Annotated in this window: 15 protein-coding genes and 1 riboswitch; of the genes, 12 read left to right on the top strand and 3 right to left on the bottom strand. The window is 60.1% G+C overall.

Going from position 1 to position 14463, the window contains the following annotated elements; translation table 11 throughout:
- Nucleotides 1-3: 3 nt before the first annotated feature.
- Complete coding sequence (gene purN, locus AC1RPZ_RS21375; protein WP_493139332.1) at nucleotides 4-654, bottom strand: phosphoribosylglycinamide formyltransferase; 651 nt, start codon at nucleotides 652-654, stop codon at nucleotides 4-6.
- Nucleotides 655-677: 23 nt separating this feature from the next.
- Nucleotides 678-1736 carry a phosphoribosylformylglycinamidine cyclo-ligase gene (purM, locus tag AC1RPZ_RS21370; protein WP_493139186.1) on the bottom strand — a complete coding sequence of 353 codons (1059 nt, stop codon included), beginning with the start codon at nucleotides 1734-1736 and terminating at the stop codon, nucleotides 678-680.
- A gap of 385 nt (nucleotides 1737-2121) precedes the next feature.
- On the opposite strand from purM, the gene AC1RPZ_RS21365 reads away from it, so the two are divergent.
- The 6 genes from AC1RPZ_RS21365 to AC1RPZ_RS21340 all read left to right on the top strand — a co-directional run bounded on the left by AC1RPZ_RS21365 (nucleotide 2122) and on the right by AC1RPZ_RS21340 (nucleotide 7426).
- On the top strand, nucleotides 2122-3171 hold the full coding sequence (locus AC1RPZ_RS21365; RefSeq protein WP_493139182.1) for a DUF2066 domain-containing protein: 1050 nt from the start codon (nucleotides 2122-2124) through the stop codon (nucleotides 3169-3171).
- A gap of 35 nt (nucleotides 3172-3206) precedes the next feature.
- Nucleotides 3207-4277 (top strand): AI-2E family transporter, encoded by a 1071-nt coding sequence (locus tag AC1RPZ_RS21360; RefSeq protein ID WP_493139180.1) that lies wholly within the window; start codon nucleotides 3207-3209, stop codon nucleotides 4275-4277.
- Nucleotides 4278-4510: 233 nt separating this feature from the next.
- Nucleotides 4511-5215 (top strand): DnaA regulatory inactivator Hda, encoded by a 705-nt coding sequence (gene hda / locus AC1RPZ_RS21355; protein WP_008033543.1) that lies wholly within the window; start codon nucleotides 4511-4513, stop codon nucleotides 5213-5215.
- A 213-nt stretch (nucleotides 5216-5428) separates the two neighbouring features.
- Nucleotides 5429-6049, top strand: a complete 621-nt coding sequence (locus AC1RPZ_RS21350; protein WP_123426837.1) for a C40 family peptidase — start codon at nucleotides 5429-5431, stop codon at nucleotides 6047-6049.
- Between the two features lie 165 nt (nucleotides 6050-6214).
- On the top strand, nucleotides 6215-6748 hold the full coding sequence (locus AC1RPZ_RS21345) for a C40 family peptidase (RefSeq protein WP_493063046.1): 534 nt from the start codon (nucleotides 6215-6217) through the stop codon (nucleotides 6746-6748).
- Between the two features lie 15 nt (nucleotides 6749-6763).
- Nucleotides 6764-7426 (top strand): class I SAM-dependent methyltransferase, encoded by a 663-nt coding sequence (locus AC1RPZ_RS21340; RefSeq protein ID WP_493139178.1) that lies wholly within the window; start codon nucleotides 6764-6766, stop codon nucleotides 7424-7426.
- 27 nt (nucleotides 7427-7453) lie between these two features.
- Here AC1RPZ_RS21340 and AC1RPZ_RS21335 read toward each other — a convergent pair whose 3' ends face one another.
- Nucleotides 7454-8038, bottom strand: coding sequence for a hypothetical protein (locus tag AC1RPZ_RS21335; protein ID WP_493139177.1), 585 nt, complete (start codon nucleotides 8036-8038; stop codon nucleotides 7454-7456).
- Between the two features lie 157 nt (nucleotides 8039-8195).
- Nucleotides 8196-8428, top strand: a riboswitch (cobalamin riboswitch).
- Nucleotides 8429-8509: 81 nt separating this feature from the next.
- Here AC1RPZ_RS21335 and cobO point away from each other — a divergent pair.
- Genes cobO through AC1RPZ_RS21305 form a run of 6 tightly spaced genes read left to right on the top strand, consistent with a single transcriptional unit; the run spans nucleotide 8510 to nucleotide 14454 of the window.
- Entirely contained in the window at nucleotides 8510-9121 is a 612-nt protein-coding gene (gene cobO, locus AC1RPZ_RS21330; RefSeq protein WP_493139175.1) for a cob(I)yrinic acid a,c-diamide adenosyltransferase, read from the top strand.
- 10 nt (nucleotides 9122-9131) lie between these two features.
- On the top strand, nucleotides 9132-10469 hold the full coding sequence (locus AC1RPZ_RS21325) for a cobyrinic acid a,c-diamide synthase CobB (RefSeq protein ID WP_493139173.1): 1338 nt from the start codon (nucleotides 9132-9134) through the stop codon (nucleotides 10467-10469).
- Nucleotides 10466-11116, top strand: coding sequence for a 5,6-dimethylbenzimidazole synthase (gene bluB / locus AC1RPZ_RS21320; RefSeq protein ID WP_493139172.1), 651 nt, complete (start codon nucleotides 10466-10468; stop codon nucleotides 11114-11116). The genes AC1RPZ_RS21325 and bluB overlap by 4 nt, the downstream gene beginning before the upstream one ends.
- On the top strand, nucleotides 11113-12021 hold the full coding sequence (cbiB, locus tag AC1RPZ_RS21315) for an adenosylcobinamide-phosphate synthase CbiB (protein ID WP_493139170.1): 909 nt from the start codon (nucleotides 11113-11115) through the stop codon (nucleotides 12019-12021). The genes bluB and cbiB overlap by 4 nt, the downstream gene beginning before the upstream one ends.
- Nucleotides 12014-13006: a threonine-phosphate decarboxylase CobD gene (cobD, locus tag AC1RPZ_RS21310; protein ID WP_493139169.1), complete on the top strand. Its 993-nt coding sequence runs from the start codon at nucleotides 12014-12016 to the stop codon at nucleotides 13004-13006. Before cbiB ends, cobD begins: the two co-directional genes overlap by 8 nt.
- Nucleotides 13003-14454 (top strand): cobyric acid synthase, encoded by a 1452-nt coding sequence (locus AC1RPZ_RS21305; RefSeq protein WP_493139167.1) that lies wholly within the window; start codon nucleotides 13003-13005, stop codon nucleotides 14452-14454. The genes cobD and AC1RPZ_RS21305 overlap by 4 nt, the downstream gene beginning before the upstream one ends.
- Nucleotides 14455-14463: the final 9 nt, after the last annotated feature.

Below are 14463 nucleotides of genomic sequence, written 5' to 3'. Positions count from 1 at the left end.
CTCCTAGTATCGAATCAAGTGACCGCTGGCCGCGAGTAACTGACCATCCAGTAAAGCACCCTGTTCGCCAAGGCTCAGTCGGCCCTCGGCAAACCAGCGCACGGCCATCGGGTAAATCTGGTGTTCGCGGGTGTGAACCCGTTGCGCCAGACTCTGCGGCGAATCGTGCAACTCTACCGGTATTACTGCCTGTACGACCAGTGGTCCGCCATCGAGTTCCTCGGTGACGAAGTGCACGCTGCAGCCATGTTCAGCGTCGCCGGCTTCCAGCGCTCGCTGATGAGTGTGTAACCCTTTGTATTTGGGTAGCAGCGAAGGATGGATATTGAGCAGGCGACCCTGATAGTGGCGGACGAAATCAGCGCTGAGAATGCGCATGAATCCGGCCAGTACCACAAGCTTGGGTTGGAAGGCGTCGATCAATTCGATCAGGGCAGCATCGAAGGCCTCACGACCTTCGAAAGCCTTGTGATCCAGCGTGCGGGTGTCGATACCCGCGTCCCTGGCGCGCTGAAGGCCGTAGGCATCGGCGCGGTTCGAGATCACTGCGCGAATGCGGACAGGGTTGTCCGCGTTTTGCGCGTCGTCGATCAAGGCCTGCAAGTTGCTGCCGGTGCCGGACAACAGCACCACAACATCACAGGTGCCGGACATCTGCTCTTGCATCCGCTGTTGCATCAATGTGCCTTGAGGTTCTTCAGTTCGACCTGTGCAGCACCTTCGGCAGCGGTAGCGATCTGACCGATGACCCAAGGCTGCTCGCCGGCTTCACGCAGTACGTTCAGCGCGGTTTCAACGTGCTCCTGGCCAACGCAGATAACCATGCCGACGCCGCAGTTCAGCACGCGGTGCATTTCGGTTTCGTCAACGTTGCCTTTCTCTTGCAGCCAGTCGAACACGGCTGGACGGGTCCAGCTCGCTACGTCAACTACGGCCTGAGCGCCTTTTGGCAGGACGCGAGGAATGTTGTCGAGCAGGCCGCCACCGGTGATGTGGGCCATGGCTTTGACGGCGCCAGTGTCTTTGATCAGCTTGAGCAGCGGTTTGACGTAGATACGGGTTGGCGCCATCAGCAGGTCGGTCAGCGGCTTGCCGTCGAGCTGGATGTTTTCGATGTCTGCGCCTGCCACTTCGATGATCTTGCGGATCAGCGAGTAACCGTTGGAGTGCGGACCGGAAGACGGCAGGGCGAGCAGGGCATCGCCCGCCGCGACTTTCGAACCGTCGATGATTTCCGACTTCTCCACCACGCCCACGCAGAAGCCGGCCAGGTCGTAGTCTTCGCCTTCGTACATGCCAGGCATTTCAGCGGTTTCGCCGCCAACCAGCGAGCAGCCGGACAGTTCGCAGCCAGCACCGATGCCGGTGACGACTTGAGCGGCGGTGTCGACGTTCAGTTTGCCGGTGGCGTAGTAGTCAAGGAAGAACAGCGGCTCGGCACCGCAAACCACCAGATCGTTGACGCACATGGCAACCAGGTCGATGCCGATGGTGTCGTGCTTGTTCAGGTTCAGAGCCAGGCGCAGCTTGGTGCCAACGCCGTCGGTGCCGGAGACCAGCACGGGCTGCTTGTAGCCAGCCGGGATTTCGCAGAGGGCGCCGAAACCGCCCAGGCCGCCCATGACTTCCGGGCGCGCAGTGCGCTTGGCGACGCTCTTGATGCGTTCGACCAATGCTTCACCGGCGTCGATGTCTACACCGGCGTCCTTGTAGCTCAGGGAGGGTTGCTTGCTCATGATCCAGGCCTTTAGGGGGGATTCAGGGGTAACGACCGAGTTCGGCGAGTGCGCTGAAATACGTGTGGCGCGATTGCCGCGCAAGCATTTCAGAGTACCCAGCCGTTGCCGGTCTACGAAGGCGCGCGATTTTATCAGGCTTGAGGGGCAGCGGCCATCCTCGGGCCGACGGGCAGAGGCATATCGCATTAAAAAAACCGAAAATGCCCGTGCTGGTGAGCTCGCTCGTGGCTGTATAAGGTATAGCCGTTAACCGGCTATCGTTATGACAGAGTGAAATCTTCCATCGATTGCGTGAATGTTTTGCGCAGGCGTGTGGTCACAGCCTTGCTCAAGTCTGTTCATGCGGTCTGTTCCAGCCGCTTTTTGTCGTCGGGAATCCTCCATGCGCTTGTGTAAATTTCTTTTTGTGGGCTGTTTGTCATTGGTCAGCCTGGCGAGTCATGCCCAAACTGTTAACAGTCTTTATCAAGTGCGCGAGCCGGTCAGCAATCAGACCCCCGAGGAGCGCGATCAGGCCACCCAGCGTGCGCTGGAAACCCTGGTGCTGCGCCTGACCGGTGACGCCAAGGCTGCGCAGAACCCAGGGCTGGCGGCGATTCGCAAGGACCCGCAGCAGATCATCAGCCGATATGGCTATGACGCCGGACCGCCGGAGAGCCTGCAAGTCGACTTTGACCCGGTGAGTACCGATCGGGCGCTGCGTCAGGCCGGGCTGGCCTTGTGGGGCGCCAATCGGCCGTCGATTCTCGGTTGGTGGCTGAACGATTCAGCCGAAGGCTCAAATCTGGTGGGCGACGGTCAGGCCAGTGCCGCGCCGTTGCGGCGTGCGGCTCAACATCGTGGTCTGCCGTTGCGCCTGCCGCTGGGTGACCTGAATGAGCAGATCGTCGCCACCGCGCCGCATCTTGAAGGCAACGACCCGGCGCCGCTGCATGACATCTCCGAGCGTTACGGCGCGGATGCTTTGCTGGCAGTGCACGCACATCAAGAGGGCGGTCAGTGGCAGGCCAAGTGGCATTTGTGGCTGGGCGATCAGCGTGAGCAAGGCAGTGTGCAAGGGGCTGACACTGCGGCTTTGGCCGATGCGGTATTGCTGGCAGTGAGTCAGCGTCTGGCGCTGCGGTTTGTTGCCAGGCCGGGAACGTCCAGCGAGCAGTTGCTTGAGGTTCAAGGCATGAATCTGGAGCGATACGCGGTGCTGGGGCACTTGCTGGAGCCGTTTGGTGGGCACCCGCAAAGCGTCGACGGTGACCGGATTGTGTATCGCGTCAACGGCAGTGCCGAGCAGCTGCGAGCGCAGTTGAATCTGGCGAAGTTACAAGAGGTGCCAGCGGGCGCTGCACCGGCTCCGGTTCAGCCAGCGGCTGGCGGTTCGACACCTGCGGTCGCCCCGGCACCCGCGCCAAAAGCGCAGCTGAGTTTCCGCTGGTAGGTTTTTCTTTCCTTATATAGAAGCAGGAGTGGTTCATGGCCGATACACGGCGTTGGGTTTGGCTTGGTGGGGTGGCCCTGCTGTGCGCGTTTGTCTACCTGTTGCATCCTATCCTCACGCCGTTCCTGGTGGCGTTGTTGCTGGCCTATCTGTTCGACCCGCTGGTGGATCGCCTGGAGAAACTCGGCCTGTCGCGCACCTGGGGTGTGGTCGCGGTGTTTGCGCTGTTCACCTTGATCGTCATGACACTGTTGCTGGTGTTGGTGCCGATGCTCGCAAAACAGCTGTTTCGCTTGTATGAACTGGCGCCACAGATGCTCGACTGGTTGCAGCACACGGCGATGCCTTGGGCGCAGTCGAAACTCGGGTTGGCGGACGGCTTCTGGAAGTTTGACAAGGTCAAGGCTGCGATCAGCGAACATATGGCGCAGACCACGGACATCGTCGGTATTGTGCTCAGCCACGCCACGGCGTCGGGTCTGGCGTTGATCGGCTGGCTGGCCAATCTGGTGCTGATTCCGGTGGTGAGCTTTTACCTGTTGCGCGATTGGGACCTGATGATGGCGAAGCTGCGCAGCCTGTTGCCACGTAATCGCGAAGAGCAAGTGGTATCGCTGGCGGACGAGTGTCATGAGGTGCTTGGGGCATTTGTTCGTGGGCAGTTGCTGGTGATGCTGGCGTTGGGTGTGATCTACGCGGCCGGTCTGATGCTGGTCGGGTTGGAGCTGGGGCTGTTGATTGGCTTGATTGCCGGTCTGGCAGCGATTGTGCCGTACATGGGCTTTGTGATCGGGATCGGCGCGGCGTTGATCGCCGGGTTGTTTCAGTTTGGTGGCGATCTGTATCCGATGATCGGGATTGTCGCAGTGTTCATGGTCGGTCAGGCATTGGAAGGCATGGTGCTGACGCCGCTGTTGGTGGGGGATCGGATTGGTCTGCATCCGGTGGCGGTGATCTTTGCGATCCTGGCGGGCGGTGAGTTGTTTGGGTTCACCGGGATCTTGCTGGCATTGCCGGTGGCTGCGGTGATTATGGTGCTGGTGCGCCATGTGCATGATTTGTATAAAGATTCTGGTATGTACAGCGGTGCGGAAGATTCTGATTGATCAGCGCCGTCGATTAAGTGCTCAAGGTTGCCCGGCGCGTTGCCGGGCAGGCCTGTAGAGCACTCCTGGCTGTCACATACGCCGTCAAACAAACCTCGCCGATACCCGCAAGTTAACGCAAACCTTTGATTTTGCTTATGGTCTGCTGCATTGTGCGGCCGGCGTCACGGGTATAAACTTTGCAAACTTTACACAGAGGCCACTAACGGTTCGTTTGGAACTGTTCAGTCAGCATGAAACCGATTCAGCTGCCCCTAGGTGTGCGTCTGCGTGATGACGCTACCTTTATCAACTACTACCCCGGCGCCAATGCCGCTGCACTCGGCTATGTCGAGCGGTTGTGCGAAGCCGACGCCGGCTGGACCGAAAGCCTGATCTATCTCTGGGGCAAGGACGGCGTAGGGCGTACGCACTTGCTGCAAGCCGCTTGCTTGCGCTTCGAGCAGTTGGGGGAGCCGGCGGTGTACCTGCCGTTGGCCGAGTTGCTGGATCGCGGTATCGAAATCCTCGATAACCTTGAACAGTACGAACTGGTCTGTCTGGATGACTTGCAGGCAGTGGCGGGGCGGGCTGATTGGGAAGAGGCGTTGTTCCACCTGTTCAATCGCCTGCGTGACAGTGGTCGGCGCCTGCTGATCGCCGCGTCAACCTCGCCACGTGAGTTGCCGGTAAAACTGGCTGACCTCAAATCCCGCTTGACCCTGGCGCTGATTTTTCAGATGCGGCCGCTGTCCGATGAAGACAAGTTGCGTGCATTGCAATTGCGCGCGTCGCGTCGCGGTCTGCACCTGACCGACGAAGTCGGACATTTTATTTTGACTCGCGGTACTCGCAGCATGAGCGCTTTGTTCGAGCTCCTTGAGCGCCTCGATCAGGCCTCCCTGCAGGCTCAGCGCAAGCTGACGATCCCCTTCCTCAAAGAAACCCTGGGCTGGTAATTCCGCGGCCTGTAGCGCGTTTCGGCATATTTAAGGCGTCAGAAAACCCGCTTCCGGAAAGGTATTCACGGCGCGTGCAGATTTAAAATGGGCTTAAGCGCTTAGATGTTAACGAGAAACCGATAAGTCACATTTGGATCGATTGAATTTGCAAATGAGGGCGATAGAAGGCATAGTCTCGCCTTCTTTATAACTTCAGCCACGGTCGTGCCCATGCTAAATCGCTTCGCACCCCTCGTGCCTCTCGCACTTGTCACCCTGCTTTTTGGTTGCGCGGTTCATTCCCCGGTCTCGCAACAAAACGATCAGCAGATTAAAAATTCAGCGACTGCCCAGTCTTCCGTTATTTACCAGGAAGAACTGGCTACCGAAAAAGAACTGGCCGATTTCGCCGGCCGCAAGCCTTACCAGCTTCCAGTTCTGGCCGACAGCATCCTCGAACGTGGTCTGTCCCTGGTCGGTACCCGTTACCGTATGGGCGGTACCTCTGAAGCCGGTTTCGATTGCAGCGGTTTCATCGGTTATCTGTTTCGCGAAGAGGCTGGCATGAACTTGCCGCGCTCCACTCGCGAAATGATCAACGTGGATGCCCCGCTGGTTTCTCGCAACAACCTTAAGCCTGGTGACTTGCTGTTCTTCGCCACCAATGGTCGTCGCGGTCGCGTCAGCCATGCCGGGATCTACCTGGGTGATGACCAGTTCATCCATTCCAGCAGCCGCCGCAGCGGTGGTGTCCGGGTCGATAACCTGGGCGACAGCTACTGGAGCAAGACCTTCATTGAAGCCAAGCGAGCACTCGCCATGGCGCCAACGACAGTCACGGCACGCAAGTAAGCGGACTACTTGTAAGGCTAACTTAAAGTCTTACTTGAAGTTTGGCGCGTAGCCGCTAGAATCCTGATCTATTGTTGACTAACTAACCGCGTAAGCCCTGCTTGCGCGGTTTTGTTTTCAGCCTCTCGGCAGAGAAAGCCGCAGCCAGATCAGGATGCTCTGTATATGACGATGTCGGCCCGCCTCGCACTTATCTTCTTCGCAGCGCTGCTCAGCGCCTGTGCCAGCCGTACTCCGCCGCCTGTTAAAGTCGTCCGCGCCCCGGTTTTTGCTCCCGCTCAATCTTTCTCGCCTGCCGCTGAAGACGTGCTGATTCGCGCGTTGGGTCTGGTCGGCACGCCTTATCGTTGGGGCGGCAATACGCCGGACTCGGGTTTTGATTGCAGCGGCCTGATCGGCTACGTCTATCGCGATGCAGCGGGTATTTCCCTGCCGCGTTCGACTAGCGAGATGATCGGCATGCAAGCGCCGGAAATCGGCCAAGAAGCGTTGCAAACCGGTGACCTGATCTTCTTTGCCACCAATGGCGGTTCGCACGTCAGCCACGCCGGGATCTACGTCGGTGAAGGTCGTTTCGTGCATGCACCAGCCACCGGGGGTACAGTGAAGCTGGACAGCTTGTCCAAGGCCTATTGGCAGAGAGCCTACCTGAGCGCCAAGCGTGTTATTCAGCCAGAACATCTAGCGCATAATCCGTAGCCTGCAGAGGTTGTCATGACCGCTCGCACACTCAATCTCGACGATTCCCTCTATAACTACCTGCTCGACGTATCCTTGCGCGAAACGCCGCTCTTGCGCCGTTTGCGTGACGAAACCCAGGCGCTGCCAATGGCACGCTGGCAGGTAGCGCCCGAGCAGGGACAGTTTCTCGCTTTGCTGGTCAAGCTTACGGGCGCCAGGCGTTTGCTCGAAGTAGGCACTTTCACCGGCTACAGCGCTTTGTGCATGGCGGCCGCCTTGCCGGATGACGGTTCGCTGATCTGCTGTGACATTCCCGGAGGGTACAACGCCACGGCGCGCCGTTACTGGCAGGAGGCAGGCCTTACTGAGCGCATCGATTTGCGTTTGGCGCCCGCGTTGCAAACCCTGGCTCAACTTGAGCAACAAGGGCAGGGCGGTTGCTTCGATCTGATCTTCATCGATGCCGACAAGGCCAACTATCCGGCTTATCTGGAAAGCGCTTTGCGGCTGCTGCGTAGCGGTGGGCTGGCGGTATTCGACAACACGCTGTGGAGTGGGCGAGTACTGGAAGAAAATCCCGCGAGCGAAGACACCCGAGCCATCCAGGCGCTTAATCGTGCCTTGAAGGATGACTCGCGTGTCGATCTGTCGTTGTTGCCGCTGGGCGATGGTCTGACCTTGTGCCGCAAGCGCTAGGCCCTGATCGCCGTAAGGTTCAACCTGTCAGCCGCGTGCCTCTTTGAGCAATAGTGCGATGCCCGGATGGTAGTTGCCGGCTTCGTTGTGCAATTTGCGGTAGGCGTAGGGGAAGTACCAGGCCACGGCGCAGGTGTGTTCCTTTTGCAGGTCGTCGACCATGTCCTGGAGTTCTTCCGGGGTAGCGCTGTGCTGGGTCTTTTGTGGGGCGACGAACAGGCAGCCGAGCTTCAGGTCGCTGGCATAGCTGATTTTTTTCGCATCGCTCACGGCATCAAGCAGGGCCTGGGTGAGGTTCAGGTTATTGACCCGTGGCCAGCGTTGGGTGGCCTGAAGATAGGCACGCTCTTCTCCACTGGCGATAAACAGATCGGCGCGGCCATTGCGCTCGCCTTCCTCGATCTGCTTTTTCGTCGGAGTCTGTTCAAGGGTGACCATTTCTGCCATCCATGCCGCTGCCGAAAGCAGGCTCAGGTTGGCGCGTTCGTCAAACCAGTAAGGGCTTTCATTATCGCCGCGTACCGCGTTGTAGCGGTCGATACACTCGAACCAGCGTTCCAGCACCGGACGCAGGAATTCCAGCTTGGGATTACTGATGATCATGCCTTGCATGCTGCTCACCCTTTGTTCTTGTGGTGTAAGGTTGTGGCTCTTTGATATCACTGCTTTCAGTGTGGCACAAGATTGGCGCCAGTTTATTGATTGAGGTCGGTTTCTATCTATCGATGAGCCCCCGGCTTTAATTGACGCTCCACCCCCAACCCTCTAACCTTCGCGACTTGTTTCAGGTGCTCTGTGACCCAGTGGTCGACCGAGTGAAACAGGGAAGCCGGTGAGGGCGCGTTCTTTGACAGAGCGGGCGACGATCCCGGCGCTGCCCCCGCAACGGTAAATGAGTAAAAACTGCGCTTTGAGCCACTGTGTCGAAATGGCATGGGAAGGCGCGCAGTCCGGCGCAAGCCGCTCATGAGTCCGGAGACCGGCCTGATCCATCCAGCGGCATCACGGTGGGCGATGCCAGGCTTCTTGCCGTCTATTTCTATGCCTGCCCGCCGTTATCCAGCCTCAACGGAGAGCTCCCCCATGACTGATTCCCCTGAGCGTGACGAACGCCATCTGGCGCGCATGCTGCGCAAGAAAGCCGTGATCGATGAGCGCATTGCCAATTCGCCGAACGAATGCGGCCTGCTGCTGGTTCTGTCCGGCAACGGCAAGGGCAAAAGCAGTTCAGCGTTCGGCATGCTCGCCCGGGCGATGGGCCACGGCATGCAGTGTGGCGTGGTGCAGTTCATCAAAGGGCGTAACAGTACCGGCGAGGAGCTGTTCTTCCGCCGCTTCCCGGACCAGGTGCGCTTCCATGTGATGGGCGAAGGTTTCACCTGGGAAACCCAGGATCGCCAGCGCGATATCGCCGCCGCCGAGGCCGCGTGGGAAGTCTCCCGTGAACTGCTACGTGACCCGGACATTGGCCTGGTGGTGCTCGATGAGCTGAACATTGCCCTCAAGCACGGTTACCTGGATCTCGATCAGGTGCTCAGCGATTTACAGGCGCGTCCGCCGATGCAACACGTGGTGGTCACCGGTCGTGGCGCGAAGCCGGAAATGATCGAACTGGCCGACACGGTCACCGAAATGGGCATGATCAAGCACGCCTTCCAGGCCGGGATCAAAGCGCAGAAAGGCGTTGAGCTGTGAGCCTCTTTATATGAATAGTAGTCGTTACTGCCCGGCGGTATTGATTGCCGCGCCGGCTTCCGGTCAGGGCAAGACCACCGTCACCGCCGCGCTGGCCCGTTTGCATCGCAATCAGGGGCGTAAGGTTCGGGTGTTTAAATGCGGCCCGGACTTTCTTGATCCGATGATTCTCGAGCGCGCCAGCGGTGCGCCGGTGTATCAGCTGGACATGTGGATGGTCGGCGAACAGGAAAGTCGTCGATTGTTGTGGGAAGCGGCCGCTGAGGCTGACCTTATCTTGATCGAAGGCGTCATGGGCCTGTTCGATGGCACGCCATCCAGCGCCGATCTGGCGCGGCACTTCGGCGTGCCGGTGCTGGGCGTGATCGACGGCACCGCCATGGCCCAGACCTTCGGCGCGCTGGCGTTGGGGCTGGCGCGTTATCAGCCGGACTTGCCGTTCGCCGGTGTATTGGCCAACCGCGTCGGCACCTTGCGTCACGCGCAACTGCTCGAAGGCAGCCTCACTGAAGGCCTGCGCTGGTATGGCGCCTTGTCTCGGGAAACCGGGATCGAACTGCCCAGCCGTCACCTCGGTTTGGTCCAGGCCAGTGAATTGAACGACCTTGACCTGCGACTCGATGCCGCCGCCGAAGCCTTGGCCAGCAGCTGCGAAGTGGCGTTGCCGCCCGCTGTCGAGTTCACCGTGCCTGACGTGATCGCTGCCGAGCCATTGTTGGCGGGTGTGCGAATTGCCGTGGCTCGTGACGAAGCTTTTGCCTTCACGTATGGCGCGAACCTCGACTTGCTGCGAGCGATGGGCGCTGAATTGCGATTCTTCTCGCCGATCCATGACCGCAAACTGCCAGAAGCTGACAGCCTGTATCTGCCTGGTGGTTATCCGGAATTGCACCATGTGGCGTTGGCTGAAAACAGCACAATGCTCGACGCCATTCGCGCGCATCACGCCGCAGGCAAGCCGTTGCTGGCCGAATGTGGCGGCATGCTGTATCTGCTCGATTCCCTGACTGATGTCGACGGTACGCGTGCTGAGTTGGTGGGGCTGTTGGCTGGTGATGCGGTGATGCAAAAGCGTCTGGCCGCGTTGGCCCTGCAAGCCGTCGAGCTACCCGAAGGCGCGCTGCGTGGCCACACGTACCATCATTCGTTGACCAGTACCGAGCTTGAGCCGATCGCCCGTGGTCTGAGCCCTAACGGTGGGCGCGGCGCCGAGGCGGTTTACCGTGAAGGACGGATGACGGCCTCGTATGTGCACTTCTATTTTCCTTCAAATCCATCAGCCATCGCCGCGCTGTTTGCGCCAGACCTGAACCCTGTGGGAGCGGGCTTGCCCGCGAAGAGGCCATGACAGACAACGCATTTTCCGAGGCCGAGCGCGAAGCGGTTTATCGCGCGATTGCCGAACGTCGTGACATGCGTCACTTCAGCGGTGGCAACGTCGAACCCGAGCTGCTCCGGCGTTTGCTCGAAGCGGCGCATCGGGCGCCGAGTGTCGGCTTGATGCAGCCCTGGCGGTTCATCCGCATTAGCGACCGAGCGTTACGCGGCCAGATCCAGCAACTGGTGGAGGAGGAGCGGGTACGCACCGCCGAAGCGCTGGGCGAACGCTCCGACGAGTTCATGAAGTTGAAAGTCGAAGGCATCAACGACTGCGCCGAAGTGCTGGTCGCCGCGTTGATGGATGATCGCGAGCGGCATATTTTTGGCCGTCGGACCTTGCCGGAAATGGACATGGCGTCGTTGTCCTGCGCGATCCAGAATCTGTGGCTGGCGTCCCGTGCCGAGGGTTTGGGCATGGGCTGGGTCTCGTTGTTCGAGCCGCAGGCATTGGCGGATCTGCTCGGCTTGCCGCCAGGGGCCAAACCGTTGGCGGTGTTGTGCCTGGGACCGGTCAAGGAATTTTACCCGGCGCCGATGCTGGTCCTTGAAGGCTGGGCGCAGGCGCGTCCGCTGAGTGAACTGTTGTACGAGAATTTTTGGGGAGTGAGTCAATGAGTGTGGCGTTGCTGAGTGTCGCCGGGGTAGCGCTGGATGCGCTGCTGGGCGAACCCAAGCGCTGGCATCCGCTGGTGGCGTTCGGCCGTTTTGCCGATCGTATCGAGCAACGTTTCAACTCCGCCGGCCGTGGCTGGCGCAGTCACGGCGTCACCGCCTGGGTGATGGCGGTACTGCCGCTGACCCTGTTGATCACTGCATTTTCCTGGCTGCCTTACATGGGGTGGATCGTTGAGATACTTGCGTTGTATTGCGCCCTCGGTCTGCGCAGCCTCGGTGAACATGTCGAACCGGTGGCTCAGGCCCTGCGCAGCGACGACCTGGATGAAGCACGCCAGCGTGTCGGCTATCTGGTCAGCCGTCAGACCAGTGAGCTGGACTCAACCGAAGTGGCCCGGGCCGCCACTGAATCAGTGCTGGAAAATGGCAGCGATGCAGTATTCGCCGCGCTGTTCTGGTTTGCTGTCGCCGGTGCGCCGGGGGTGGTGCTCTATCGTCTGAGCAATACCCTGGACGCCATGTGGGGTTATCGCAACGAACGCTTTGAACGCTTCGGCTGGGCGGCGGCGAAAATCGATGATGTGCTCAACTATATTCCGGCGCGTCTGGTGGCGTTGACCTATGCGCTGCTGGGCAAAACCCGCTTGGCACTCAAATGCTGGCGCACCCAGGGGCCGACCTGGGACAGCCCGAACGCCGGGCCGGTGATGGCTGCGGGCGCCGGCGCTCTAGGGGTCGAGCTGGGTGGGGCGGCGATCTATCACGGTGAACTGCATCAGCGTCCACAGTTGGGCGAAGGTCTGCCAGCAGACGCCAACTCCATTGATCGCGGCTGGCAACTGGTTCAGCGCGGGGTTTGGTTGTGGCTGCTGATTCTCTGTGTGGGAGCCGAGTTTTATGCTTGAGCACGGTGGTCGTTTGCGCAAGGCGGCGTTGCGCTACGGCATCGCCGAAGCCGATTGGCTCGACTTGTCCAGCGGTCTGGCACCCTGGCCGTGGGCGATCCCGGACATCCCATTGCGGGCCTGGGCGCGCTTGCCGGAAACCGATGACGGTCTGGAGCAGGCCGCACGCGAATACTACGGCGCCACACAGGTGTTGCCGGTCGCCGGTTCCCAGGCAGCCATCCAGTTGCTGCCGCGTCTGCGTCGCGCCGGCAAAGTCGGCGTGCTCTCGCCGTGTTATGCCGAGCACGCCGAGGCCTGGCGCCGCAACGGCTACGTCGTGCGTGAAGTGCTGGAGCAGGAAGTCGACTTTTTCCTCGATAGCCTCGACGTGCTGGTGGTGGTTAACCCGAACAATCCCACGGGCCTGAGCCTGACCCCGGAACGCTTGCTCGATTGGCATGCCCGCCTGGCGCAGCGCGGCGGCTGGTTGGTGGTCGACGAAGCGTTCATGGACAACACCCCACAGTTGAGCCTGTCGTCGTATGCCAATCAGGTTGGCTTGATCGTCTTGCGTTCGTTCGGCAAATTTTTCGGTCTGGCCGGGGTGCGATTGGGCTTCGTACTGGCTGAGCGCAAGTTGCTCAAATTGCTCGCCGAGCAGATCGGTCCTTGGGCGGTCAGCGGACCGACTCGGGTGTTGGGTCAGGTCTGTTTGCGCGACACCCAAGGGCACGCGCGCCAACGCTTGCGCAGTGAAGAGGCGAGTCTGCGTCTGGCTGAAGTCCTCGAGCGCCATGGCTTCAAGCCGCAAGGTGGCTGCGCGCTGTTTCAATGGTTGATCACCGAGCGCGCTGAGCACCTGCATGAATTCATGGCCCGGCACGGCATTTTGCTGCGTCTGTTCACCCACAACAGCAGCCTGCGTTTTGGTTTGCCGGCCGATGAAACCGACTGGTTGCGCCTCGAACACGCTTTCGACGCCTACGCCAAGGAAACCCTATGACCACGCTGATGGTACAAGGCACCACCTCGGACGCCGGCAAAAGTACGCTGGTAACGGCGCTATGCCGCTGGCTGGCGCGCCAGGGGGTTCGCGTGGTGCCGTTCAAACCGCAGAACATGGCACTCAACAGCGCGGTGACCGCCGACGGCGGCGAAATCGGTCGCGCTCAAGCCGTGCAGGCCCAGGCGGCCAACCTTGAGCCGCACACCGACATGAACCCGGTGCTGCTCAAACCCAACAGCGACACCGGCGCGCAAGTGATCATTCACGGACGTGCCGTGACCACCATGAACGCGGTCGCCTATCACGACTACAAAGCCATCGCCATGCAAGCGGTGCTCGCCTCCCATGAACGTTTGAGTGCAGTCTATCCGGTGGTGATGGTCGAAGGCGCGGGTTCGCCAGCCGAGATCAATTTGCGCGCTGGTGACATTGCCAACATGGGCTTCGCCGAAGCAGTGGATTGCCCGGTAGTGCTGATCGCCGACATCAATCGCGGCGGGGTATTCGCGCACCTGGTGGGCACGCTGGAACTGCTGTCAGCCACTGAGCAGGCGCGGGTCAAAGGCTTCATCATCAACCGTTTTCGTGGCGATATCGCCTTGTTGCAACCGGGCCTCGACTGGCTGGAAGAACGCACCGGCAAACCGGTGATCGGCGTGCTGCCGTATGTCATGGACCTGCACCTGGAAGCCGAAGACGGCATCGATCAGCGGCAGACCGATAAAGCCGAGCAGGTGCTCAAAGTCGTGGTGCCTGTGTTGCCGCGTATCAGCAACCACACCGACTTCGATCCACTGCGCCTGCATCCGCAGGTCGACCTGCAATTCATCGGGCCGGGGCAGGCGATTCCACCTGCCGATCTGATCATCCTGCCGGGCTCGAAGAGCGTGCGTAGCGACCTGGTCTACCTGCGCGCCAACGGCTGGGACACGGCCATTACCCGTCACTTGCGTTACGGCGGAAAGCTGCTGGGTATCTGTGGTGGTCTGCAAATGCTCGGCGAGCATTTGCATGACCCACTAGGGCTGGAAGGCGCAGCGGGTTCCAGTGCAGGGCTCGGTTTGCTGGCATTTGAAACCGTGCTCGAAGAAGAGAAACAGCTGCGTAATGTGCGCGGACGTCTGGCCCTGGAAAACGCCGAAGTCAGCGGTTATGAAATTCATGCCGGCGTTACCACCGGTGTTGCTTTGGAACAGGCAGCGGTGTTGCTGGATGACGGTCGCAGCGACGGTGCTCAAAGTGCCGATGGACAGGTGCTCGGCACTTATTTGCACGGCCTGTTCGAATCCCCGACGGCGTGCAGTGCGCTGTTGCGTTGGGCTGGTTTGCAGAACGTACAGGAAGTCGATTACCACGCCTTGCGCGAGCGCGATATCGAGCGGTTGGCTGATTTGGTGGAGCAGCATTTGGACACCGGGCTGCTGCGTGAGCTCTGTGGTTTTTGAGGTGGCTGC

It is taken from the genome of Pseudomonas sp. GW822-FHT02D10 (assembly GCF_058802345.1).
Note: the sequence above shows the minus strand (reverse complement) of the source record. Positions and strands in the feature narration are given on the sequence as shown.